At 61.1% G+C, this 25,324-nt stretch carries 15 protein-coding genes; 11 read left to right on the top strand and 4 right to left on the bottom strand.

The features are described 5' to 3' along the window. The first annotated feature begins 99 nt into the window (after positions 1-99). Entirely contained in the window at positions 100-1,338 is a 1,239-nt protein-coding gene (locus Mal15_RS24970) for an ATP-grasp domain-containing protein (RefSeq protein WP_147870240.1), read from the top strand. Between the two features lie 3 nt (positions 1,339-1,341). Next, positions 1,342-2,082 carry a PIG-L family deacetylase gene (locus tag Mal15_RS24965; RefSeq protein WP_199773732.1) on the top strand — a complete coding sequence of 247 codons (741 nt, stop codon included), beginning with the start codon at positions 1,342-1,344 and terminating at the stop codon, positions 2,080-2,082. A gap of 196 nt (positions 2,083-2,278) precedes the next feature. Here the strand turns inward: Mal15_RS24965 and lpdA are convergent, their stop codons facing one another. Further along, entirely contained in the window at positions 2,279-3,670 is a 1,392-nt protein-coding gene (gene lpdA, locus Mal15_RS24960) for a dihydrolipoyl dehydrogenase (protein WP_147870239.1), read from the bottom strand. A gap of 199 nt (positions 3,671-3,869) precedes the next feature. Between lpdA and Mal15_RS24955 the strand changes: the two genes are divergently transcribed. From Mal15_RS24955 to Mal15_RS24945, 3 genes are read left to right on the top strand one after another with little or no spacing between them, the layout of a single operon-like run. Further along, complete coding sequence (locus Mal15_RS24955) at positions 3,870-4,967, top strand: putative bifunctional lysylphosphatidylglycerol flippase/synthetase (RefSeq protein ID WP_233903012.1); 1,098 nt, start codon at positions 3,870-3,872, stop codon at positions 4,965-4,967. A 55-nt stretch (positions 4,968-5,022) separates the two neighbouring features. Beyond that, the gene (locus tag Mal15_RS24950) at positions 5,023-8,094 is read left to right on the top strand and encodes a PSD1 and planctomycete cytochrome C domain-containing protein (RefSeq protein WP_147870238.1); all 3,072 of its coding nucleotides are present in this window, start codon (positions 5,023-5,025) and stop codon (positions 8,092-8,094) included. Then, positions 8,091-9,530: a DUF1501 domain-containing protein gene (locus Mal15_RS24945; RefSeq protein WP_147870237.1), complete on the top strand. Its 1,440-nt coding sequence runs from the start codon at positions 8,091-8,093 to the stop codon at positions 9,528-9,530. Before Mal15_RS24950 ends, Mal15_RS24945 begins: the two co-directional genes overlap by 4 nt. A gap of 1,325 nt (positions 9,531-10,855) precedes the next feature. On the opposite strand, the gene Mal15_RS24935 is transcribed toward Mal15_RS24945, so the two are convergent. Further along, complete coding sequence (locus Mal15_RS24935; protein WP_147870235.1) at positions 10,856-11,569, bottom strand: hypothetical protein; 714 nt, start codon at positions 11,567-11,569, stop codon at positions 10,856-10,858. Positions 11,570-11,822: 253 nt separating this feature from the next. Here Mal15_RS24935 and Mal15_RS24930 point away from each other — a divergent pair, with 253 nt between their 5' ends. From Mal15_RS24930 to Mal15_RS24915, 4 genes are read left to right on the top strand one after another with little or no spacing between them, the layout of a single operon-like run. Beyond that, positions 11,823-12,482: a DUF6677 family protein gene (locus tag Mal15_RS24930; protein WP_233903011.1), complete on the top strand. Its 660-nt coding sequence runs from the start codon at positions 11,823-11,825 to the stop codon at positions 12,480-12,482. After that, positions 12,479-12,670: a hypothetical protein gene (locus Mal15_RS24925; RefSeq protein ID WP_147870234.1), complete on the top strand. Its 192-nt coding sequence runs from the start codon at positions 12,479-12,481 to the stop codon at positions 12,668-12,670. The genes Mal15_RS24930 and Mal15_RS24925 overlap by 4 nt, the downstream gene beginning before the upstream one ends. Next, complete coding sequence (trkA, locus tag Mal15_RS24920) at positions 12,670-14,013, top strand: Trk system potassium transporter TrkA (protein WP_147870233.1); 1,344 nt, start codon at positions 12,670-12,672, stop codon at positions 14,011-14,013. Before Mal15_RS24925 ends, trkA begins: the two co-directional genes overlap by 1 nt. Positions 14,014-14,019: 6 nt before the next feature. Beyond that, entirely contained in the window at positions 14,020-17,967 is a 3,948-nt protein-coding gene (locus Mal15_RS24915) for a hydantoinase B/oxoprolinase family protein (protein WP_147870232.1), read from the top strand. Between the two features lie 128 nt (positions 17,968-18,095). Here Mal15_RS24915 and Mal15_RS24910 read toward each other — a convergent pair whose 3' ends face one another. Together Mal15_RS24910 and Mal15_RS24905 are read right to left on the bottom strand one after the other, a co-directional pair. Beyond that, positions 18,096-19,616, bottom strand: a complete 1,521-nt coding sequence (locus Mal15_RS24910) for a sensor domain-containing diguanylate cyclase (RefSeq protein WP_147870231.1) — start codon at positions 19,614-19,616, stop codon at positions 18,096-18,098. Between the two features lie 748 nt (positions 19,617-20,364). After that, entirely contained in the window at positions 20,365-23,103 is a 2,739-nt protein-coding gene (locus Mal15_RS24905) for a hypothetical protein (RefSeq protein WP_147870230.1), read from the bottom strand. A 196-nt stretch (positions 23,104-23,299) separates the two neighbouring features. Between Mal15_RS24905 and Mal15_RS24900 the strand changes: the two genes are divergently transcribed. Beyond that, positions 23,300-24,055, top strand: coding sequence for a creatininase family protein (locus Mal15_RS24900; RefSeq protein ID WP_147870229.1), 756 nt, complete (start codon positions 23,300-23,302; stop codon positions 24,053-24,055). Between the two features lie 10 nt (positions 24,056-24,065). Then, entirely contained in the window at positions 24,066-25,322 is a 1,257-nt protein-coding gene (locus Mal15_RS24895; RefSeq protein ID WP_147870228.1) for an MFS transporter, read from the top strand. The last annotated feature ends 2 nt before the right edge of the window (positions 25,323-25,324 follow it).

Genomic DNA, 25,324 nt, shown 5'->3' with positions numbered 1-25,324 from the left:
AAACACATGTCCGTTGCCCCGCACGACGCCCTTCCATCGGGACGGTGAGCGCCTGGGGTGGGTCTGGAGTCGGGGAAAAGCTAACAAACCATGGCGCCGATGCAAACACCCGGTCGATTTCAAAAATCCGCGACCGCCACGCCCCCCAAATCAGGAGGCCGTGACCGCGGCCCGATCGTGCTGGTAGGTGCATCGGCCCGGGCGGCGGCGGAGTCGGCACAAATCGCCGGCTTTTCCCCGATCGTGATCGACCAGTTCGGTGATCGCGAAACCGTCGCCTCGGCACACCAGTGGCATTCGCTGGACGAAATCCGCGTTTCAGACACAACCGCGATGCTTGACCGAATCGTCGGCGACACCCCGATCGCCATCGTCGGCGGACTGCAAGGCGGTTACCAGTGGCTGGCCCCGTCTGGGCTGGCCCCGTCTGGGCTGGCCCCGTCTGGGCTGGCCCCGTCTGGGCTGGCCCGGTCTGGGCTGGCCCCGTCTGGGCGTCGTTTCTTGGGGGCCTCTCCCGCACAATTTACCAACTGTGACGATGTCGTTTTTTTGCGGGAATTGGCTGCCCGCGCGGCCGTCCGATTCCCGGAATCCCGGCGAAACGGAGGTACCAAACCGGGTTGGCTGGTCAAACACCGTGCCAGTTCCGGCGGGTTGGGCGTGTCTTACTGCGAGAGCGGCGGGCCGATTCCCGACGGCGCGATTCTGCAGCAACCGGTTCGGGGACCGATTTGCGGGGCGAGCTTTTTCGGCCTGGGAGATCGAGCGTTGCTGTTGGGGGTCTGCCGCCTGCTGAAAAAACGCATCGGCCCCTACCCGTTCGTATTCGCGGGAGCGCTCGGCCCGATTCCGATCAGCATCGAGGTGTGCAACTCGTTGCGTCGACTCGGCACGGCCTTCTGCAGCGCCGCGCCGATCTTCGGTCCGTTCAACATCGACGTCGCGATCCAACACGACTCGGTGACATTGCTGGAAGTTAATCCGCGTTGGAGTGCGTCGATGGAGCTGGTAGAGAGAGCGTGGAGCGAAGCGTCGGACGAGCCCTGTTCGATGTTCGACCGACCGGCGGACTGGGAGCGTCGCGTCGGGCAATCCTCGCAAGACCCCGGGGAATCGTTCTGCGTGGGCAAGACGACGTTTCTGAAACGTGTTCTGTTCGCACGGGCCGACCGCACGATTTCACCAGCCGACTTTGATCGCCAGACGCGATCGGGCCGTTGGGAATGGAAAGATGTCCCGCGCCGGCCGACCCAGTTGAATCGCCACGAACCGTTGGCGACGTTGATCACGCGGCTCGACCGCATGTCGCTTCGGTCCGCGTTTCGCGTTATCGTTTGAGCCATGACATCCGCGACGACCGACATGACCGATGAACCGTTAGACGTGATCGCCGTGGGCTCCCATCCCGATGACGTCGAAGTCGCCTGTGGGGGAACATTGGCGAAACTGGCCGCATCGGGATACCGCGTCGGAATCGTCGACCTGACTGACGGAGAACCGACGCCGTTTAGCGATGGTCCGGAGGCGCGGATGAAGGAAGCCCAAGCGGCCGCCGACGTGCTGGGCGTGGCCGAGCGGATTCAACTGGACCTTCCCAATCGTCGACTGTTCGATTGTTTCGAACACCGAGTCGAATTGGCCAAGGTGTTCCGCCGCTACCGGCCTCGGATCGTGATCGGATTCGGCGACAAGACGCCGATGGCATCGCCGGATCATTTCCAATCGATGCTGATCACCGATGCCGCCGTCTTCTACAGTCGACTCTCCAAGTGGGATGCGTACTTTGACGGATTGCCGGTTCATAAGATCGAGCGTCAGCTGTACTTCCGGCTGGCGATCGAACCGATGACACTGGCGGGCAATCCGTATCACTTCTTGATCGACATCAGCGAAACGTTGGACCAGAAGATCGCCTCGATGCAGTGCTACCACAGCCAATTCGCGCACAAGCATGCGATGGACGATCGGATTCGTGCCGCGGCGGTGATGACCGGTTCGATCGCCGGCATCGCCGCGGCAGAAGTTTTTGCGGCGGCGCGTCCGTTCGCGGCCGGAGACCTGTTCAGCGCCGTGGGGCTGTAACGGATCGCGCGTCCGCTTTTTCTTGGGGTAGCGGAACTCGCCAAGAGTTTCGCTCTCGGCACCCCGCCGGGCGATCGCGGTACGACAGCCCGGAACGATCGTCGGACAACAATGCGCGCGACGGCCCGGAAGGGCCATCGTACATAAGTCGCGGGACGGCCCGGAGAATCAATGCGGCGGATCGCCCTGCTATCGGTCACGCCGTGTGGATGGCGCGTTTGTCGACGGCCAAGGCGGCTTCGTGCATCGCTTCGGCCAGGGTCGGGTGGGCGTGACAGGTCCGCGCGATGTCTTCGCTGCTGGCCCCGAACTCCATCGCCGCGGCGGCTTCGGCGATCATGTCGCCGGCGCGGGCACCGATGATGTGGACACCCAACACGCGATCGGTTTTGGCGTCGGCCAAAATCTTCACGCGGCCGTCGGGTTCGCCCAGCGTCCGGGCGCGTCCGTTAGCGCCGAACGGGCAGACGCCCTTGTTGTAGGCGATCCCGGCTTCCTTCAATTCGTCTTCCATCTTTCCGACGCTGGCGATTTCCGGGTGTGTGTAAACGATCGCCGGGATGACGTCATAGTTCATATGCGTGTGCATGCCGGCCATCCGCTCGACACACACGACGGCTTCTTCCATCGCTTTGTGCGCCAGCATCGCGCCGCCGATACAATCGCCGGTGGCGAACACGTTCTCGACGGAGGTCTCATAGTTCGCGTCGACGGGGATGAATCCGTGACGGTCGGTTTCCAATCCGATCGCTTCCAACCCGATCGAATCGGTTGCCGGACGTCGGCCGGTCGCAAGCAGTACTCGATCGCAAGTGATCGGATCGCCGTCTTTGACCTCGACGACGCACTGATCGCCTTTGACGCGTGCCGATTCGACGAAGGTTTTCAGATGAAACTTGAAGCCTTGCTTTTTGAAGGTGCGCAGCGCGATGTTCGCCAGCTCCGCATCAATGCCGGGGAAGATCCGGTCAAACGCTTCCAGCACGGTGACCTCGCTGCCGAGTCGATTCCAGACGCTGCCGAGTTCCATGCCGATGTAGCCGCCGCCGATCACGACCAATCGTTCGGGCACGCTGGGAAAGCTGAGTGCGGTGGTGCTGTTACCGATCCGATCCCCGTCCTCTTCAACACCCCGCAGGGTCGCCGGAACGCTACCGGTGCACAACAGAATTCGGTCGGCTTCGATCACGACCGGCTCGTCACCTTCGACGACGATCGAATGGACATCACGCAGCTTGCCACGACCGCAGTAGGGTGTGACCTTCTGTTTCTTGAACAGCATGTCGATCCCGCCGGTCAACGTGTCGACGATCTTCGTCTTGCGATTCATCATCGCCGAGAGATCTAGATCCAGCGACCCGATTTTCAGCCCGTGCTCGCCGAATCGCTGCTTGGCCTCTTCGTACAAGTGGCTCGATTCGAGCAACGCTTTGCTGGGAATACACCCGACCCGCACGCAGGTACCGCCGTATTGAGCGTTTTCGTCGATGCACGCGGTATCGAATCCCAGTTGTGCGGCGCGAATGGCAGCCACGTAGCCGGCGGGACCACCGCCGAGGACAACTAATTCGTGTCGGACCGTCTTCATGAGCTTGCGTTTTAAAAGGGTTGCTGAGCGAACAGGATGCTTGTCGACCACTACCATAGGCCGCCGGTGATTCTTGGTAAATCACGGGGTTGCCCTCAAGCGGCCGGCGGGGACAATCTGGTTTCGACCTCAATGCCCGGCCCTCACCGCAAACCCGACGCGGCGAGGTCCATCGCACTCCCCCCGTGGCGCCGCTGCCTTGCCGAAAAAACGCATCCGAAAATATGCCGGACCGGTACTCGCGATTGCGTTATTCGCATTGGCGGTGCGATTGCTGATCCGCGAAGCCCATCAAATCACGTGGGAAGAATTCGTGCGTGGGCTGACCGGCGTACCCGCCAGCCAGATCGCCATCGCGGCGTTTTTGATCGCGCTAAACTATGGCTTGCTGATCGCCTATGACATCCTGGCGCTGCGCTATGTCGCACGTTCATTGCCGTTGCGGCGCGTCGCCTTGGTCTCGATCGCCGGCTTCTCGCTGGGCAACAACCTGGGGACGTTGCTGGCGGCGGCGCCGATTCGGTTTCGATTTTATTCCCAATGGGGGCTTTCACCGGGTCAGATCGTCGCATTGATTTCCGTGGTGGGGCTGACGTTCTGGAGCGGTTGGTGGTTTCTCGGCGGGATGGTGCTGATCTGGGTGCCGATCCAGCTGCCCCCCGACGTTTCGCTTCCCGTTGGCACGCAGACCTTCGGCATCGTGCTGATCTCGCTGGCCATAATCTATTCGCTGGTCTGTTTTTTGTGGCGCAAACCTTGGCCGATCGGCGAACTGCACCTGCGCCCCCCGCGGCCGGGATTGATGTTCGTCCAGGCGTCCGTGGCGGCGGTGGACCTGCTGATTTCCGCGACGGCGTTGTATCTGGTTTTGCCCGGCGATTCGGTGGTACCGTTTGCTCAGGTCCTGGCCGCCTACCTGGTCGCGATCGGCGTCGCCATGATGACCCAGGTCCCTGGGGGCCTGGGCGTGTTGGAGGTCATTCTGCTGACGCTACTGAAGGGAACCGTTGGCGATACGGTCCTGGCATCGGTCTTGATCTTCCGCGTGCTTTATTATTGGCTGCCGTTGTTGGCCGGAATGATCGCGCTGGTCGGTTACGAGATCGCCAGCGGTGCGGCGGCGGCCAAGCAAGCATCGGGCATCGCGGTCGCTTCTGCGGGCCCGATTGACTCTGCGCGCCCGGTCGACATCGCAGTGACAAGCGACACACGGGACGCGGTGGATCCAGCGACCCCCGCCGGAGAGGAGATCCTGCTGCCGGAGTTTCAAGAGGACCAAATGCCGAGGGAAGATTGAGCCCCGATCGGCTATAGTGGGAGGGCGACCTTCATCCCACCTCCTACCGCCCGTCATGCCTCTTACGATCCAACGTCTTTGCATCCCGTCGTTGATGCGGCACCTCCTTGCGGTGCTACTGGTTGCCGGCACCTCGAATGCCAGCACACTTGCGACCGACGACTCGCGTCCGCCCGGCTCACCCGATTCGCCCGATTCGGCGGGTCCGGATTTCAACCGCCTGGACTTCAATCGGGACGTTCGGCCGATCCTTGCCAAGCACTGCTTCACCTGCCACGGGCCGGACGAAGACGCACGCGAAGCGGGTTTGCGATTGGACACCCAATCGGGATCACGCCAAGATTTGGGTGGTTACCAAGCGGTCCAACCCGGTGCCGCCGACGAGAGCGAGCTGTTCCTCCGCGTGACCAGCGACGACGAGGACCTGCGGATGCCGCCATCGGAGGGACATCCGCCGCTAAGCGAGAGTGACATCGCAACCCTGCGCCGCTGGATCGACTCCGGCGGCCGATACGAAGTCCACTGGGCTTTCCAAGCCGCGACCGAACCGCCGCTGCCGGCCGTGGAACACCCGGATTGGTGTCGTGGTGCGATCGACCGTTTCGTGCTTCACCGGATGGAACAGCACGGACTTTCCCCCGGCGGCGATGCCGAACCGGTCGCGCTGATCCGCCGCGTCTACATGGACTTGCTGGGCACCACGCCTTCCCCGGAGGAAGTCCGGCGGTTTGTGTCCGACACACGCCCCGACGCTTACGAGGCCCTGGTCGACAGGTTGCTGTCTGCACCGGAATACGGCGAACGATTTGCCCGCCCGTGGTTGGACTTGGCCCGATACAGCGACACCAATGGCTATGAAAAAGATCGCCCCCGTACGATATGGCCGTATCGAGATTGGGTGATCGATGCGATCAATGCCGACAAACCGTTCGATGAGTTTTCGGTCGAACAACTGGCCGGCGACATGCTTCCCGACGCCACGCGATTCCAACGCATCGCCACGGGATTTCACCGCAATACGATGCTTAATGAAGAAGGCGGCATCGACCCGCTGGAATTCCGTTTCTATGCCATGGTCGATCGCGTCGCGACGACCGGCACCGTTTGGATGGGATTGACGACCGGCTGCGCCCAATGCCACACGCACAAGTACGATCCGCTGACCCACACGGATTACTACGCGATGATGGCGTTGATGGACAATGCCGATGAACCGGAGCTGAATGCGGATCCCCAAGCGGTGATCGAGCAGCGTGAATCGCTGCAACAACAGATCGAGAAAAGGGAGCAGGAGATTGTCGACGGTGTGCTGCTTTGCGACGACGCCGACGCGGCCCTACGGGGAGCGTTGGAAACGTGGCTGACCGAACGCTCGGACCGAGTTTCCAACTGGACGACGGTCGCTCCCGATCAATTGGAATCAACCATGCCCACGTTGACGGTGCTCGGCGATGGGGCGGTGCTGGCTTCGGGCGATGCGACTAAACGCGATGTGTATACATTGACGATGCCGGCGATCGACTCGGACCGGCCGGTCACGGCGATCCGAATCGAGGCACTTGCGCACCCGACGCTGCCCGCCAAAGGTCCGGGGCTGGCGTTTTATGAAGGTCGGCGCGGTGATTTCTTCCTCAGCGAACTGGACGTGTCGGTCGGCGAAACCCCGATCGCGATCGCCGCCGGGACCACCTCCGTGCCGGGCGCCAAACCGGGCAACGGAAAAACGTATCCGGGCAACGTCTTTGACGGCGACGGATCCACCGGTTGGTCGATCCCCGGCGATGCCGGCCAAACCCATCGCCTGGTCATCCCGCTCGATCCGCCGACACGACTGGACCAGACGTGGACGCTGGAAATGTTGTTCGAACGTCATTACGTCGCCGGCTTGGGGCACTTCCGCATTGATGTGACGACCGACGCCAATCCCCAGGCGATGCAGATTTCCAGCGACTTGCAACGCGAGTTGGTTCAGTCCAAAACCTCGGCCGCGATGTCACCGGATCTGAAGCGAGCATTGGCCCTGGAATTCATGCGCGGCGCGCCGGAAATGGCCGCGCATCGCAAGCCCATCGAAGCCTTGCGCAAGCAGATCCCCGACGACATTCGGACCTTGGTGATGCAGGAGCGCCCGGCAACCAACCCGCGCATCACACGGCGTCGCCACCGCGGCGAGTACCTCCAATCCAAGGAGGTGGTCCAAGGGGCAGTGCCAGAGTTTCTCGGAACCGGGGCGTACGATGCCCCGACCGATCGCTTGGAACTGGCACGTTGGTTGGTCAGCGACGCGAACCCGCTGGTCGGACGGGTGACGGCGAACCGTGCGTGGCGTGAATTTTTCGGCACCGGCATCGTGCGGACCGCGGGCGATTTCGGCACGCAAAGCGAATCGCCCTCGCACCCCGACCTGATCGACTATCTGGACGCCCGCCTGCGAGACAATTCGGCCGATGGCAACCGCTGGTCGATCAAACGATTGCACCGTGAAATCGTCCTCTCGTCGACCTACCGCCAAGCGATCGGCACCCCACCGGCGACCGACCCCGACAACCGGCTGCTGTCCGTGTTTCCCTATCGCCGCTATGACGCCGAACGGATCCGCGACGCGTTTCTGTCGGCATCGGGATTGCTGAGCCGGAAAGTCGGCGGGCCCAGCGTGTACCCGCCGCAACCCTTGGCGGTCGTTCAAATGGCCTATGGAAACGCCGCCTGGCCGACGTCCACCGGGGCAGACCGATTCCGCCGCTCGCTGTACACATACAGCAAACGCACTGCACCGTTCGCCGCGATGACGACCTTTGACGCGCCGTCGGGCGAGCTGTGCATCGCCAGGCGTGATTCCAGCACGACACCGCTGCAAGCGTTGACGCTGCTGAATGACGAGATGTACCTGGAAATCGCCGCCGGGCTGGCCGAACAAGCCGTCCGTGATGCCAACGAAAACAACGCGAACCCCACGCCTGGGCAGATCGCCAAACAATTGTTCCGTCGCATCCTGGTCCGGTCGCCCAGCGACGGAGAACTGGATGCGATCGTTGCGTTTTACCGCAGCCAAACCGAACACGGTCAACCTTGGATGTTGGTCGCCCGGGCGTTGATGAATACCGACGAAGCAATCACCACACCATGAATTTGAAAGAAGTCACACGCCGACAATTGTTCGCCGCCTGTGGAATCGGGCTGGGCAAGATCTCGCTGGCATCGCTGCTGGCGGGCGACACCGCAGCCGCATCCCCCATCGCATCCGGCAGCGCATCCGGCAGTGCAACGTCGTTGAACGGCGGCTTGCATCATCGAGCGAAGATCAAGCGGGTGATTTACCTGTTCATGGCCGGTGCCCCCAGCCAATTGGACCTGTTCGACCACAAGCCCAAGCTGGTCGAACTGGAAGGAAAACCGATCCCGCCGTCGGTGATCGCCGGCCAGCGCTACGCGTTCATCCAACCGGGCGCGGCCGTCTTGTCGCCCCGTTTCAAGTTCAATCGCTATGGTCAGTCGGGGGCAGAGATCGCTGATCCGTTGCCGCATCTGGCGGAGATTGCCGATGACGTCGCGTTCATTCGCAGCGTTCACACCGACCAGTTCAATCACGCGCCGGCACAGATCTTCGTCAACACCGGCAGTCCGATCCCGGGACGGCCGGCGATGGGATCTTGGTTGACGTATGGCCTGGGCAGCGAGGCGGATGACCTGCCCGGTTTTGTGGTTCTGAAAAGCGGCGGCAACCTGTCCGGCGGCGCGGCGATGTGGAACAACGGATTCCTGCCCGGCCAGCACCAGGGCGTTCCATTTCGCAGCAGTGGAGACCCGATCTTGCACGTCGCCAACCCGCCGGGAATCAGCCGAGAAACCCAACGGGCGACGTTGGACCTGCTGACCGATCTGAACCGCCGCCGCGAAGCCTCACTCGCCGTCGATGGAATCAATTCCCGGATCGAGTCCTACGAGATGGCGTACCGGATGCAGACGCGGGCACCAGAACTGATGGATTTCTCTGGTGAATCGGACGAAACGCTTTCGATGTACGGCACCAAACGCGACGACGCCGGATCGTTCGCCAAGAACTGCTTGCTTGCGCGACGACTGGCCGAGCGGGGTGTTCGCTTTATCCAGCTGTACCACAGCGGTTGGGACCACCACAGCAACGTCGAAGGCGGGTTGAAGTCCCAGTGCAAAGCCACCGACCAAGGCTGCGCGGCGCTCGTGAAAGACCTCAAGCAACGTGGGATGCTCGACGAAACGTTGGTGGTCTGGGGCGGCGAGTTCGGCCGCACGCCGATGGTGGAAGCCAGCGCGGCGCTGGGGCGTTCACTCGGCCGCGATCATCACCCCCAAGCCTTCACGATGTGGATGGCCGGTGGCGGCGTGCGCGCCGGGCAAACGATCGGCAAGACAGACGACCTGGGGTTCCACCCCGTCGAGGATGCCGTGCACGTCCACGACATCCAGGCGACGATTCTGCACCAATTGGGCATCGATCACGAACGATTGACGTTCACCTTCGCCGGCCGACCGTTCCGATTGACCGACGTGCATGGCCACGTGATCGAGAAGCTGGTCGGGTAGTGGGTGTATGACGTCCTTTCCAGGCCGTCGCATTGAGTCCCACGGACGACGGCCCGGAAGGGCCATCGTACACTTGGGGCAGCGACGGCCCGGAAGGGCCATCGCACACGGAAATTGAATCGATCGAGTCCGCGTGAGGCCATAAAAAAACCCGATGCTGCAGTGATGCAGCACCGGGCTTGAACCTTCTAACTCGTTATTGTCGAGCTTAGATGTTGGTGTCGGCGTCCGGAGTCGGAGCCGGCGGTGCGTCGCTTGCGCTAGCTTCGGCTTCTGCCGGGGCTGCTTCGGCTGCGGGTGCAGCTTCGACAACGACGCCGCCATCGCATGCGGCACAAGGTGCCGGTGCGGCAGCACAGCAGGGAGCCGGTGCGGCAGCACAGCAGGGAGCCGGTGCCGGCTCGCAGCAGGGAGCCGGTGCGGGCTCGCAGCAAGGTGCCGGTGCCGGTTCGCAGCAAACCGGTGCGGGTTCGCAGCAGACGGGCTCGGGAGCACAGCAGCTCTTACGGGCCTTCAACTTTGCACACAGACGTGCGAACAACTTCGGACGGCTGCTGCCACAGCATGCCGGCTCGGGTGCACAGCATGACGGTGCAGGTTCGCAACAGACAGGTTCCGGCTCGCAGCAAACGGGCTCCGGAGCACAGCAGTCGTTGCTTGCCTTCAGCTTGGCGAACAGTCCACCGCCACATGCTTTCTTTGCATGCAGCTTCGAGAACAATCCACCACCACAGTTGCCAGCGTAAGCCGACGATTCATTCATGGCGAGAGCCGCACCCACCAAAAGTGCAAACGCGGCGATCCCGCTGACCACATTCCGATTCATTGTTTTCTCCCAAGTGTTTCGGAGTTTCTGGTGCGATCCTCTACGCACACTTTGTCAAATCAGAAGCCATCTCCAGGCTCCCCCGTAGGTTCCAGCATCGGTGACCATCACCGAAACTTCCGAACACGCAAGATAGGTGCTTTACGGAATGTTTGCGGACCACGTGATTTCGTGGATAAAGTAACTTTGGCTAGAGGCGTGTCAATCGCACCAAGGCCCGAAACGAGACAGAAATTCTTGGCCGTCGTTCGTGCACCCAGATCGTTCCGGTTTTCGGCCCGCCGCCGCGTCAATCTCCGAAAACCCAGCAAAACCCAATATATCTTTCACTTAATCGCGACCTACAGAGCCCGCCCGAGCCACCCCAAGGAGTGGCGGGTAGGACAGTTTGTCACGGGCTGGGTTTGGAGAAAGCAGGCAAATAATCGCAAGAAAAGATTGCCTATTTTTCCAAAATCATGCGGACGCGGTTCGGGTTTTGCGCGTCGGACGGTGCGGTTTATCGATTGACGGAGCCTTCGGCCCCTTCCAAAGCTGCGAGCCGTGCGGCCATTTCGTCGCCATTTTCGAAGTCAAACTCCAACGGCTCCATCCCGTCACCCTGATCGATGGCGAACCCGCTGACGCGCCAGCCCTCGGATTCTTTGCGAAGCGTCCAAACGACTTCATACTGGAAGTTTTGGCCCGAGTCGCCCGGTTCGACCAAATAAGTGTGTACCCAAACGGCATCGTCCTGGTCCGGCACCGGGAACGCTTGACGCACCTCGAACACGGTGTCCGGCGACCCGGGAAACTCGAACGGACGACCGATCCGAGTCAGTTCCTGTTGGGCGAGTTTGGTCAGCAACTCGCTGGAACTGGCTTCCTGCCCGCCGCGACGCACACGATCGAGAAACTGACTGACGACCTCCGTCGGCTGCAATTGCCCCGATTCATCGGGCCCGACCGTGGCGGAATCCGAGGTCTGAGCCGCCGAGGTCTGAGCCGCCGAGGTCTGAGCCGCCGAGGTCTGGGCGACGGTGTCACTGTCGGTTTGGCTTCCGCAGCCGGTCAGCAAACAGGCGACGGCCAACACCGCCAAGAACCGCAACGATTGGACGAACAGACCGTAATCGCAGCTCGAATCAATCCGTCGCCAGGTTTTTGCGTATCCGCAGCAGATGGAGGGGGTCGAAAGGCGTGTTTTCAATACGGTCGGGTTTGAGGCTTCCATAGCGTGGTTTTACAATCCAATAGAAAACAGGGATGTTGCCAGTTCGGCATGTCGGGGAGGTGGGCGTCGTGGCGGCGTTCACTCTGGGCGAGACTGTCCTGCGGAACGCCGAGTGAAGTTGTCGTTACCACCGGACGGCCCAACGCGTCAACCTTGAATTACGTCGTGACCGACTCGGCTATCGCTGGGAAAGACTTTCCCGCAAAATGCAGCACCCAGCGAACCTCCCTTCCCACGCAAACGCAAACAATCCATGGCCGATAGCGAAAATGTGATCCAAGTCGACTCCCAACGCATCGACTTGAAGAACCGATCACTCGCGGCACTGCTCGCTTGGCTGCTTCCCGGTGCGGGGCACTTTTATCAGGGCCGGCACACCAAGGGCAGTCTGTACCTGGTCTGCATCCTGACGACCTGGATGCTTGGATTCGCGCTCGGCGGTGGGCACGTGGTCTATGCGTCCTGGCAACCCGGCGACCGACGCTGGCACTACATCTTGCAAGCCGGCGTGGGTGCGGCCGCGTTGCCGGCGCTGATCCAAGGCAACCACATGCGCAAGAATACGAACAAAGGGATCACGTCAAAGAATTACGAACCGCGTTGGGGCGGTTTCATGGCGCCGCCCCATCGACCCGTCATCGAAGACAACACGGACGAGGTTTCTGCGTGGTATGCGACCTACGGCGCCGGGTATGAAATGGGCACCTGGTACACCATGATCGCGGGGCTGCTCAACATCCTGGTGATCTACGATGCCTACGCCGGTCCATTGGCCGTACCGATCAGCGGACGGAAAAAGAAAGACGACGATTCTGACGACGACACCGATGCCCCCGAGGCGGCAGCAACCGGGGATTCAGCGACCGCCGGTTCAGTCACCACCGGCGAAACCTATCAGGAGGCAAACCAATGATTTCGATTTCACCGACCTACCTGATGTACTATATCCCGCTGATCATCTCGATCTCTTTGGTCTTCGGTGCGACACGCCACGAAGACACGCAAACGATCCTCAAGCATGCCTTTTACACCGCTCGTTGGATCACCGGTTTCATGGCGATCATTTTCGTCATCCTCTTGCTGATTAACTGGATGGTTTAGTGCGAGTATTGACGTTGGGTGCGGGAACGGTCGGACACTGGATCGCCGACATGCTGTGTCGCCGCCGGCATGACGTGACGGTCATCGACATCGATCCAGAGCGTGTCCGTCAGATCAACAGCGAATTGGACGTCCGAGCGATCCAGGGCAGTGCGTCGCAAAGCACGATTCTGTTCCAAGCCGACGTTTGCAGCGCCGACATCTGCTTGGCCGTGACCGGGGACGACGAAGCCAACGTGGTTGCCGCCAGCATGGCCAAAGCCCTCGGCGCGCGTCGCGCTCTGGCCCGCGTCTACGCTCCGGCGTTCCGTGACGCGAGTACGTTTGATTACCAAAGCCATTTCGGGATCGACGCGCTGCTTAGCCTGGAACAGCTAAGCGCGTTCGAATTGGCCCGTGCGATCCGCAATCCCGATGCGATCCCGCTGGAACACTTTGCCCGCGGGCATCTGGAAGTCTATGAAACGGAAGTCGAAGCGAAATCGCAAGCGACCGATCAGCGACTGCGCGACTTGAAAATGCCCGGATCGGTTCGAATCGGATCGATCGAACGTGACGGCGACCTGTGGTTGGCCAGCGGCGAAGATGAATTGCAAGTCGGCGACCGCGTCAGTCTGATCGGCATGCCGTCGGACGTGAACAAGAGCCGGGCGTTGTTCGCCGCGTCAACCAAACGCAGCAAACGGCGCAGCGTGCTGATCGCCGGGGGCGGTGAAATCGGGTTCCACATCGCACGGGCGCTGCCCAGCAGTGATTACCGCATCACCTTGCTGGAGTTCGACGAAGATCGTTGCGAACAGCTTGCCAAACTGTTGCCCAACTGCACCGTCGTGCACGCCAACGCCAATCGACGTAGCGTGCTGGAAGACGAAGGCGGGGGTTCGGCAGACTATTTCGTCGCCTGCACCGGCAGCGACGAAAGCAACATCATGGCCTGTGTCGAGGCCCGCGAACTGGGATCACGACGCGTGATGGCGGTGGTCGGACGTCCCGATTACGCCAACGTGGTCGGCAAGCTGGGGATCGATCACGTCGTCAGCGAACGCGACGTCGGGGCACGTCAAATCCTCGGGTTTCTCAACCAGGGTGCCGTGATCAGCCAGAGCCGATTGCCCAACGGCAAGATCGCGGTCTATGAGTTGGAAATCGTCGAAGGGGCTCGCGTGACCGAAGGCACCCTCGCCGATTTGCCGCTGGCCGGACGCTGTCTGATCACCGCGATCCAGCGTGACAGCTATATCCGCATGCCGACCGCCAGCGATCAATTGAAACCCGGTGACATCGTCGTCGCACTGGTCGACCAGCAACACATCACCGACTGCCTGGCCCTGTTTAACCGCTGATCTCTCATGTCACTCGACACGCTTTCGGTTTGCGCCGATGTCGGTGGAACGTTTACGGATTGTTTGGCCGTTTGGACCGACTCATCCGGATCGTCTCATTCCGGTTGTATCAAAGTGCTTTCGACAGGGCTGATCCGATGCCGCGTTGTCGACGTGCCGGATCGCACGACGGTCCGAATCCGAATCCCCGACGAACTTCTGGGCGGACTGTCCGGTCGCCGATTGCCCGATCAGTTTTTTCGCACGGCCAAACTTGAATGGCTGGTCGAAGGTATCAATCACTTCGTCGGCCAGATCGCCGGCCATGACTCGGACACGTCCACACTCTCGCTGGTCGACGTAGACGCCGAAGTCGCCGGACAACTCTCCGCCGGCGACATCGTTGAAATCGATTGTCGGCGTGAAGCCCCGGTCCTGGCGACGCATCTGCTGACCGGCATTCCGATCGACGCACCGATGCCGCCGATGACCGCTCGCATCGGAACCACACGCGGCACCAACGCCTTGTTGACTCGGTCCGGGGCGGCGGCCGGACTGGTGGTCACCCATGGCTTCGGCGATGTGCTGCGGATCGGCGAACAAGACCGCCCGGAACTGTTCGACCTGGCCTTGGTCAAATCACCTCCGCTGGCCGAAAGCACGCTGGAGATCCGAGCCCGGATGGACGCCGACGGCCGGGAACGGATCGCGATCGATGAAGCCGAAATCGAATCCGGTCTGCAAATCCTGCGCGATGCCGGCGTCGAAACACTGTCGATCTGTCTGATGCACGCGCACATGAATCCCGCCCATGAGATCGCGGTGGAGCAGATCGCGCGGCGCGTCGGATTCGCCGAAATCAGCCGCAGCAGCGAAGTGGCACCGCTGATCAAGCTGGTTTCGCGCGCCGAAACCACCACGCTGGACGCCTATCTGAATCCGATCCTGTCGGCCTATGTGGGCCGCGTGCGACGCCAGTTCGGCGGCGAAACGTGCCAATTACAGCTGATGACCAGCGGCGGTAATCTGGTCGGGCACGATGAGTTCCGCGGCCGAGACAGTGTGCTTTCGGGGCCGGCCGGCGGTGTGGTGGGGCTGCGTCACGTCGCCCAGCAGCATCGCTGCGTCTTGGCGATCGGCTTGGACATGGGTGGGACCAGCACGGACGTCAGCCGTTTCGACGGACAGGTCGGGCGGCGCTACTCGACCCGCATCGCCGACCTGCGGGTGATGACACCGATGATGGACATTCACACGGTGGCCGCCGGCGGGGGATCAATCTGTGAATTCGTCGGCGGACGTCTGGTCGTCGGACCGACCAGCGCCGGCGCCGCTCCCGGACCGGCCTGCTACGGACGCGGCGGGCCATTGACGGTGACCGACGCCAACCTGCTGTTGGGCCGGCTGCGCGTCGATCGGTTTCCGTTCCCGCTGCTCCCAACGGCCTCACGACAGCGGATCGACCACGTCGCTTCGCGGATGCCGTCGCCACCGGAAAGTATTGAATCGCTGGCCGAAGGCTTCTTGGACATCGCGGTCACCCACATGGCCGAAGCGGTCCGCGCGATCACCACCGCTCGCGGGGTCGACGTCCGCGATCACGCCCTGGTCGGGTTCGGCGGTGCGGCAGCCCAACTGATCTGTCGCGTCGCCGATGCGTTGGGCATTCGGCAAGTCGTCGATCATCCCCGCGCCAGCGTGCTGAGCGCCGTGGGCATGGGCGTTGCATCAAGCGGACGGATCGAAACGGTCGGCATCTATCGCCGGCTTGATCAGGTCTCGGCAGAAGAATTCCAAGCGTCGGCTGACCAGTTGACCCGCCAAACGATCGACTTGCTTCGACAGGATCAACACGGAGCGGTGAGCACACGTTTGGAATGTGACTGTCGCTACGTCGGTACCGATTCTTCGATTCCGCTGGTCGTTGACGATTCGCCCCAGCCATTTTTGAAAGCGTTGGCCGAGCGGTTTCATCGCGGACATCAAAACCGCTTCGGCTACCGCCGCGACGGTCACGGCATCGAACTGGTCTCGCTGCGCTGTGAAGCGACCGGCGATGTCTCCCCGGCGGACGGGCCTTGGCTGGAGGGGGCTCGGCTGCTGGGGGCTCGTTTGGGCGACCGATCCGGTGGCCCTGAGACGACCGAGGTGTTTCACCGCGGTCGATGGCGCTCGTTCAATCTGCTCGATCGCGATCAACTGTCCGCCGGTGATTCGATTCCACCGGGCAGCATCGTCGTCAGTGACCAGTCCACCTTGATCGTCGAACCGAACTGGCAGGGTGTCGTTTGTGACGACGGAACGATCACGCTCTCGCCAGCCGCCTTGTCTGATGGCGCCGAAACGGCCAACGAGGAACTCGGCGGCAGCGACGAAGCGGTGCAGATGGAAATCGTCGCCCGCCGGTTGCAGAGCATCGCCGATGCGATGGGCGAAGTGTTGCGCCGCACGGCGGTCAGCGTGAACGTCAAAGAACGACTCGATTTCAGCTGTGCCGTGTTCCGCGGCGACGGGACGTTGATCGCCAACGCGCCGCACGTGCCCGTGCATTTAGGTGCGATGGGACACACCGTCCGCGCCATCGCCGACGCTTTTCCCGAAATGTCCCCCGGTGATTGCTACGTCTCCAACGATCCCTATGCCGGCGGGTCTCATTTGCCCGACGTCACCGTCGTGACACCGGTCTTTTGCGAAATGGAACGTGATTCCCAACCGTCGTTCTTTGTCGCCAGCCGCGCCCACCACGCCGAAATCGGCGGTAAGACTCCCGGATCGATGCCTCCGCTGGCCCATTCGCTGGCCGAAGAAGGGGTTTTGATTCGCGGATTCGCACTCGTTCGAAACGGCGTCTCCTATGAAGACGAACTCGGCCAACTGCTTTCCAGCGGTCCCTATCCCTCACGCAACGTGGGCGAGAATCTTGCGGATATTCACGCCCAGATCGCGGCGGGTCAGGAAGGCGCACGGTCACTCAAACAGATGTCTGCGGAGCTCTCGTTGCGTCATGTGCAAAACATGATGGATCGTTTGCTGGACGTCGCGGCAGAATCCGTCGTCCGTTGGATCGACAGCTTGCCGACGTCGGAAATGCACTTTAAAGACACGTTGGATGACGGGACGGTGATCGCGGTTCAGCTGATGCGCCAGGGCGATCGGTTGGTCATCGATTTTGAAGGCACCAGCGGTGTGCATCCCAATGGTTTCAACGCGACACCATCGATCGTCAGCTCTGCCGTGCTGTATGTGATGCGTTGTTTTTGCGATTCGAATCTTCCGCTGTGTGACGGTGCCTTGCGCCCGATCGATTTGAAATTGCCGCCCGGGCTATTGTCGCCGCCGCACTCGGCTGACCCTGCCACATGTCCAGCCGTCGTCGCGGGGAACGTAGAAACCAGCCAGAGGATCGTCGACGTGTTGCTCGGCGCAATCGGTTCGGCCGACCAGAACACGCCGGTGTTTCGATCCGTGGCGGCGAGCCAGGGGACGATGAACAACGTCCTGATCGGCGATGCGTCGTTTGGTTATTACGAAACGATCGGCGGTGGCAGCGGTGCAACGGTCTTCGGCCCCGGTGCCGACGGCGTGCACACGCACATGACCAACACCCGGATCACCGATCCGGAGGTGTTGGAGTCACGGCTGCCGATCCGATTGGTGGAGTTTTCGATCCGTCGCGGCAGCGGAGGAACCGGCAAGCATCGAGGCGGCGATGGGCTGGTCCGCGAGTTTGAGTTCCTGCGTCCACTGACCGTTTCGTTGATCACCAGTCGCCGAACGACCTCGCCCTACGGTGTGTTTGGTGGCGGGGCCGGATTGCCCGGTCGCAACCGATTGATCCCGGCCGGCAAGGCCGCGGTCGATCTGCCCTCCGCAGCGACGATCGAAGTCGGCCCGGGCGATCGTCTGCGGATCGAGACGCCCGGCGGAGGCGGCTGGGGTGATCCGAAACAGTCGCACGGCAACGCCGCAGGATGATTCGGGGCAGAATGATGAAACGCCCGTAGGCTGGCGCCCAATGGCCGATCGCATGAGGGTTCAGCGGAATCGAAAACGCGAACGAGTTTGTGCAGCCCAAGCAGAGCCTGGGAACCAGTGTCAACAAGCTACTGGGCGGAACCGGCGATCGTCGGCTGACCGGTCGGGTGGCTTCCCGCCGCGTTGATCACCGCACCCATCGCCGAGGACGCGGTGATCGCGACGCAGTTGTTGCGTCCTTTGCGTTTCGCTTCGTACAAACTTTCGTCTGCTTTTTCGAACAGTGCGTTGAAGCTGTCGTGGCGTCCGCGGTCGACCCAACAGACGCCCAGACTGGTCGTCACACACAAGCTGTTGCCGCCGAAATCCACCTGCAACGTCTCGACCGCGTTTCTCAGGCGTTCGGCGACTTTCAGCGTCGCCTCGTAGTCACAATTGCCGACCAGCACAACGAATTCTTCGCCACCGAACCGATACACGCGATCGTATTGCCGGCAGTTCCGTTTCAAACAGGCCGCGACTTCGCGCAGGACGCTGTCCCCGGCCGCGTGCCCGTAAGTGTCGTTGAAAATCTTGAAGTGATCGATGTCGGCAATGATCAGCCCGAACGACTGGCATTCACGACGAAACTGGTTGGACAGCTGAAAGACTTCGGCGTCGAACGCGGAGCGGTTTTTTAGTTGCGTCAAAGAGTCCAACAACGCCATTTGACGCAGCTCATGCTGTTGCTCGGACATCTCGCGAATCGTGCGTTCCATGCTCAGCGAAATTCGGACCATCGATTCTTTGGCCCGCGTTTCCAACTCCTTGATCGAATCGAACGCGATCGATTCGAATTTGAACAGCGGCTCATAACCCTTCCATTCATTGATCATTGCATCGAACAACGTATCAAACTGATCATCGTCGATGCCCAACAACTCGTTGGCGGACTTTCGAACGCCAAAGATTTCTCGCTCGTCCGGTTCGGCCGACAGCAGCAATTTGCCGACCTGCTGGCTGACGCAAAACAGTTTGGACGGCATGACGGTGGATTCGGGATCGTAGTTCTCCAACACCTGAATCATCGCAGGCGGGAAATTCCATTTGTCCAGCAAGCACGCGCCCACTTCATATCGGCCGGCCCCGCAGATTTCACGTTCGACGTTCGTGCTGAGTTTATCCAGCAGTTCTTCGGGCTCGAACCGGCTGGCCAATTCATCGGGATAGGCGCTGCCGATGCCCATCGCACCGATGTTGAACACCAATCCCAGCAAGAAGGATTCATCCGCGTTTTGTTCGGCGCACTTGGCGATCAGCTTGGCGGCGATGGCGGTCGCCAACGACCGGCGCCAGAATTCCTGGTAGGGAAACCCCGCGTGCCCTTGAGTATCCATCACCGAGAAGGACAACGACAACAATCGAAGTGTCCTCATCCCGAGCAGCGGGATGGCTTGCTGGAGGCTGCCGACGGTTCGCGCCGAGGCGACGATCGGCGAATTGCAATAATCGATCAACTTGGCAGACAGCTTCGGATCGGCGCTGATCACTTTCGTGATGTCGGCGATCCTCGCGTCGGGCTGGTTGACCAGATCGAGAAGTTTCGCAGCGATGGTGGGCGGCGACGGCATGTTCTCGCCGTTTACGATCTTCGCTATGTCTGGATTCATCGTGCTTCTTGTTCTTTGGATCGTGATCCGTCCAGGATCAGGCTCGTCGCAACGCGTTCGATTCCACCGGCCGCCTTGGTTTTGCGGTTGTCCGCAACACAACAGGTTCTGCGAGAAACTGTGGGACGCAATCGATAGGGGGGAGTCGCTGCGGCGAGGCGAATGAGGGGAATCCGACAAACCTGCGGTCTTGGCGGGCCCCCCATCATGCACGACCGCAACCTGAAAGAGGGGGGCGCCAGTCGCCCCCAAGTTTTAGAATAGACGAAGCAGTATCCCACTGAAGACTTGATCTTCACGGCAAATCCATGGTTGAATTTGTCGGCTGGAGTCACACTTGCAATCGTTGTCGTGGGCCGAAGAGCGCCGTGTTGACTGGCACGGTAGATTGCAAAATGAACATTGCAAATTTCAAATTGTTTTGAACCCGGCCAATCAATTGTGAATCGAAGGTGCACCATGAGACCCGATGATCTGTCCGGGCGGTTGCTTGACTTGACGCTGTCAGTTGACGGCGCCTCGTTGCCATCAACACCAGCCCAAAGCGCACGCGAGTGACGTGCTCCCAGGCACGCACGCTAGCGCTGCGTGCTCGTATTCGATTCCATGCCGGACGAACGGTCGTTGCCCAACTCGGCAAGCATACTGCGGGGCAATCGCAATAACCAATTCGCAATGTTCATTTTGCAATCCCTCCCATCAGGAATGGGCGGGTGGGACTCCAGATCAACGTCGGTGATGCGCTGCATTAGACGATCTCCTCGGTCTCGATCGTCACATCGCCCAAATCATCACGCAGTGCCTCGGCGACCGCTTCGACGCTGCGGCCGACGCGGACGTAGAAGTTCATGCGGGGCACAGGCCAATCGCGTGTCCCATCACGAACGATCGATTCGATGCTGGCCCCAGCCCGTTCGGACAGCAAACGGCTGACGGCGTAGCGAGTGCCCTGATTGGACTGCGGCGAGTTGCACGAGAACTTGATGCGTCCATCCCCCAGATCGGTCAACGACGGACAGAGCGTTTCCAGGACCGGTTTCAAAATCTCCGCGGTTTGGTCGGCCAATGGTTCATTCGGGTTTTCCAGCCGCCGCTGGATCCGCCGTCGGACCTCATCTTCCCACGCTTCATTGGACACCTCGGTGGCGTCAAAGGTCAGCACGTCGACGATCAAATGTCGCTCGCCGGGCATCAACGACTCACCGTCCGTCGCCCTGCCGCTGGGGTCGGGGACTTCGTAAAGGTCGGTCGAACGGATGGCGCATCCCATTTCGTAGAGTGCTCCGGCGACCCGCCAAAACAGGCCCGGGAAATCCCATGAATAAAGCGTCAACCGATAGAAGTCGCCGTCGCGTTTCAGCTCGACTTTCGGACGCCCGGTTTGAACGACGGCGGTCAAGGCAAAGATGATGCGGTGGGCACGTTGCGGATCAAGTGTTTCGGTGCCTTCGTATGTCTGTCGAAGCGAGTTGTCGACGTGCGGGCTGGCCAACAACCGGTGCGGCAACAACGCCCCGATCCGCTGGCCCGTCGGATCAAAGTAGTGGTCTTCGAAGGGTCGGCCGCCGACGCCCAACTCGCCGTGCAGCAGATTCTGCGTCAAATTCTGAATCTTTTGCCACTGCTCGGGTTCCAGCCGAATCCGGGGCACGCCCTCGGGATTGTGATAGTCGAACGCCGCGTAAGCAAACAGCGCGAGCGCCCGGATCGTGTCGGCCGAATCACGCGAATGGAGTTGATCGATTTCGCGTCGCCAACTTTCCAACACCTGAGGACGACTTCCCGCTTCGGCCCACTTGAGCAGCTCGCGTTTCTTCAGCAACAGAAACTCGATCGTGCGCAGCGTCGGTCCGGAAAGTCCCGGGACGTCGCTCAGATACTCGCTGACGTAACGTCGGACGCTGTCGCCATAGGTCTGGGCGTCGTAGCCGGAGGGGTCAGGCGGGGCGTTGGTCGGGTACAGCGTTTGCGGAATCTCATCGGTCAGGAGCGCCAATCGCAACGCCCCGCGTCCGGAATCCCCGATGTCTTGGTACTGCCGCAAGAAATACGCTTCGTCACTGGACGTGATCTCGGACCGTTTTAACGTATCCAGGTACTCCAAGCCCTGGATCCGCTGGACCGCTCGCGCCGCACGTGTCAGCGTTGCCGCTCGGTGCCCCGGTTGATAGAGCTGGTGAAAGAGTTCGCCGAAACCGGGCACCAGTTTTTCCAGGACTCCGAATTCGAACCAATCTTTGATCGCCGGGTACACCGGTCCCGGCGAAATCATCAACTTGATCAACGCGGGATCGGGACGCAACGATTCGGAAATGTTCTTGCGGGCCGCCCGTTTGACGGCGCGATCGATGGGCAACAGAAACCGCTGTTGGGCATGGTACAGACTGAAGAACATCTCGGTCGCGTCTTTGAACAACGCGTCCGCAGAGATCCGCAACCCGTCCGATCCCCAGACGACCAAGCCGTCGGTGTCGGGAACGACCACGCCACGTTCGAGCAGCCGGTCCATGGTTTCATGGCGATACGAATCGATCACGTCGCGGGCGTTGCGCAGTTGCGTTAATCCGCCGGCGCCGAAGCGATGCAAGAACGCCTCCATATCGGAAACGTCCATGAACAGCGGCGGGGGAAGTTTCTCGCCTCCGCTGTGTTCGGCCGTCTGAGCGGCACGTCGCTGCTCGATCCAACAACGCGTCGAAAACAGCACTCCGACGGCTTCCAACACATTCGCCGACGGCGCCCCTTCGCGATCAAAGCGTCGGGTGCTTCGAACTTGCTGGTACACCTGCAGCGACGGAATCCAGCGTTCGAACGAATACAACCACATCGCCATTTGAAAGCCGCGCAATCCCCCTTTGCCGTTCTTGACGTGGAACCCGCCGATGTCGCCGGGCGACTGGGGATACAGCTGATCGAACCGGCGGAAGTCCTGGTTGATCGCGAAAATAAAATCCAGCCCCAACTCGGCCGCCCGCCCACGACACACCCGCCGAATCCGGTGGTCCAATTCCGAATCGCCGATCAACAAGTCACTATCCAGCAGCGCGACCAGCGACTTCAGGTCAAAGTGCTCGCGGTCTTTCAGGTCGGGAAAGGCGTTCGCTTTGACCACGCTTCGCAGCCCCGGCACACGACGGGCGAACGATCGCAGTCGACTGGAGAGGTGTCGCAGAAAGTGCTGGTTGTCTTCGATGTTTTCGACGATGATCCCAATATCGACATCCGATCCCGGACAGATTTCCCGTCGACCGGTGCCCCCCAGGCCATAGACGACGATCGATCCTCGCGGCGGTGCCTCGGCGATCACACGTTCATAAAAGCACTTCATCGCTTCGCGAATCACGCGTCCGCGATAATTGACCAGTGCCCACCCGTCGGCCAAACCGGCCAACCGCATGCGCTGATCACTTTGTTGCAGCCCCTCACGCAACGCCCTGACCCAAGCCAATCCTTGGAAGCCGTCGTTTTCGTTGGTGGGCGTGTTCACTGGGTCACCTTCACGGGAGCATCGCCTGGTTCGGCTAGGGGCGTCGGTCCGCCGTCTGAGGGAGATTCTATCTGCAAGCAGCCTTTTCCACCATCGCGGACCCGGCGGCGAGCGATGCCGGTTAGAATCTGTTTCCGCCGTCGGAGATTCGCGCGCGAAACACCGACAACGCCCTCCCGCCTTTTGAATCCCCGCCATGGAACTCGCCAAACTCTCTTGGCCCCAGGTCGATGCGCTCGACCGCGACACGCCGGTCATCATTCCCGTCGCCGCGCTGGAACAACACGGCCGCCACATGCCCGTCTTTACCGACAGCATGCTGCTGGGCGAAATCGTCCGCCGCGCCCACGAATCCTTCGACGGCGACACGTTACTGGCCCCGTTGATGTGGCTGGGCAATTCGCATCACCACATGGATTTTCCCGGCACGCTTTCGGCTGATCCCCGCGTCTACTTGGACCTGCTGACCGGGCTGATGGACAACTTCATCCGCCACGGGTTCCGTCGGATCCTGATCTTAAACGGACATGGCGGCAACGATGTCCCGGCGCGACAGGTCGTGTTCGAATTGCGGCAGCGCTATCGCGACCGCAAGGACCTGTTGCTGCTGGCGGCAACCTACTGGCACCTGGCCGACCCGGCGGACCGGTTGGACGAATTGCGTCAGCAGGAAATGGGGCATGCCTGTGAGTGGGAAACGTCGATGATCTTGGCGTTGACGCCGGAATTGGTCCACGACCACACCGCCGTCGATCCGGTCGAATTCGGCAATCCGTTCTTGCCGGCGTCGCGAGGTTGGACGATGAGCGACCGTTCCGGCCCCGGACACGTCGGTGACGCCGCGGCCGCGTCGGCCGACAAAGGCGAACAACTACTGCAAGTCTTTGCCGACGGTGTCGTCGCTCTGCTTGAACGTGTCACGCGATGGGACGGCCGATCCTGGGAGGGATGAATTGATTCACATGCAAGACGCAGCCCCCAACGACGAAAACACACCGACCGTCAGCCGGACCCGAATCGGGCTGATTTGTGCGCTGCTGTTACTCGCCTCGGCACTCAATTACCTCGATCGCCAAACACTGGCCAGTGCGTCGGCCCGGATCAAAGGCGAATTTGATCTGGTCAATGAACAATACGGTGATATCGAAGCGGTCTTCGGTTACGGCTTTGTGCTCGGGTCGATCGTCTTCGGCATTCTCGCCGACATCATGCCCGTCCGTTGGCTGTACCCCGTGGTTGTGATTTCATGGTCGACGGTGACCGCCGCAACGGCGCTGGCCACCGGTTATCAAGACCTGCTTTGGCTGCGGCTGTTGTTGGGGATGTTCGAAGCGGGGCATTGGCCGTGCGGCGTGCGTGTCGTCCGCAGCCTGACGCGGGCCCGCGGTCGCACGATGGGCAACGGCTTGCTGCAAAGCGGAACGTCGATCGGAGCCGTGCTCGCGCCGTTGATCATGCTGGCGTTGTTGACCGATGACATCGGCAGCTGGCGTCCGGCATTTGCGATCGTCGGCGGAATCGGTGTCTTTTGGGTGATCGCCTGGTTTTCGATCGCACGGTCGGCCGATCTGGCTGGCGATACGTTGCAACGCAAACAGGCGACGCCCTGGAGCGTGCTGCTGCAACGACGAATGATCGTGGTGCTGATCATTGTCTGTCTGATCAACACGACGTGGCAATTGTTTCGCGCCTGGCTGCACTTGTTCTTGGAAGAAGGCCGCGGCTATAGCGAAACGCAAACCTTGCTGTTCAATTCCGCCTGGTTCGCCGCCACCGATGTCGGTTGCCTCGGTGTCGGCGCCGTCGTCCTGTGGTTGTGCTCGAAAGGATTGTCGGCGACCCGTGCACGACAAATCATGTTCACCGCCTGTGCCGCACTCTGCCTGACGATGCTGTCGTTGCCCTGGTTGCCCAAGGGCTGGATCCTGTTGGCCGTGCTGCTCTTTGGCGGCGCCGGCGCACTGGGGATGTTTCCGCTGTACCACGCGTTCACACAAGACATCTCGGGCAAACACCAAGGCAAGATCACCGGGATCGCGGGGGTGACGGCCTGGTTCTTGGTCCCGCCGACGCAGAAATTGTTCGGCCGACTCGTCGATGTGACCGGGTCCTATGACCTGGGGCTGGCCGCCGCAGCGTGCTTGCCCGCCCTTGCGGCCATCATTCTTTGGATTTTTTGGAGAGACCAGCCTGATGAAACCTCACTCAGTGAAGCCTGAGC

This window comes from Stieleria maiorica (assembly GCF_008035925.1).
Lineage (GTDB): Bacteria > Planctomycetota > Planctomycetia > Pirellulales > Pirellulaceae > Stieleria > Stieleria maiorica.
Note: the sequence above shows the minus strand (reverse complement) of the source record. Positions and strands in the feature narration are given on the sequence as shown.

Excerpts from the sequence above, each read along its gene's own strand:
- Mal15_RS24970 (WP_147870240.1), top strand. The coding sequence starts at position 100 with ATGCAAACACCCGGTCGATTTCAAAAATCCGCGACCGCCACGCCCCCC.
- Mal15_RS24965 (WP_199773732.1), top strand. The coding sequence starts at position 1,342 with ATGACATCCGCGACGACCGACATGACCGATGAACCGTTAGACGTGATC.
- lpdA (WP_147870239.1), bottom strand. The coding sequence starts at position 3,670 with ATGAAGACGGTCCGACACGAATTAGTTGTCCTCGGCGGTGGTCCCGCC.
- Mal15_RS24950 (WP_147870238.1), top strand. The coding sequence starts at position 5,023 with ATGCCTCTTACGATCCAACGTCTTTGCATCCCGTCGTTGATGCGGCAC.
- Mal15_RS24945 (WP_147870237.1), top strand. The coding sequence starts at position 8,091 with ATGAATTTGAAAGAAGTCACACGCCGACAATTGTTCGCCGCCTGTGGA.
- Mal15_RS24935 (WP_147870235.1), bottom strand. The coding sequence starts at position 11,569 with ATGGAAGCCTCAAACCCGACCGTATTGAAAACACGCCTTTCGACCCCC.
- Mal15_RS24930 (WP_233903011.1), top strand. The coding sequence starts at position 11,823 with ATGGCCGATAGCGAAAATGTGATCCAAGTCGACTCCCAACGCATCGAC.
- Mal15_RS24925 (WP_147870234.1), top strand. The coding sequence starts at position 12,479 with ATGATTTCGATTTCACCGACCTACCTGATGTACTATATCCCGCTGATC.
- Mal15_RS24915 (WP_147870232.1), top strand. The coding sequence starts at position 14,020 with ATGTCACTCGACACGCTTTCGGTTTGCGCCGATGTCGGTGGAACGTTT.
- Mal15_RS24910 (WP_147870231.1), bottom strand. The coding sequence starts at position 19,616 with ATGAATCCAGACATAGCGAAGATCGTAAACGGCGAGAACATGCCGTCG.
- Mal15_RS24900 (WP_147870229.1), top strand. The coding sequence starts at position 23,300 with ATGGAACTCGCCAAACTCTCTTGGCCCCAGGTCGATGCGCTCGACCGC.
- Mal15_RS24895 (WP_147870228.1), top strand. The coding sequence starts at position 24,066 with ATGCAAGACGCAGCCCCCAACGACGAAAACACACCGACCGTCAGCCGG.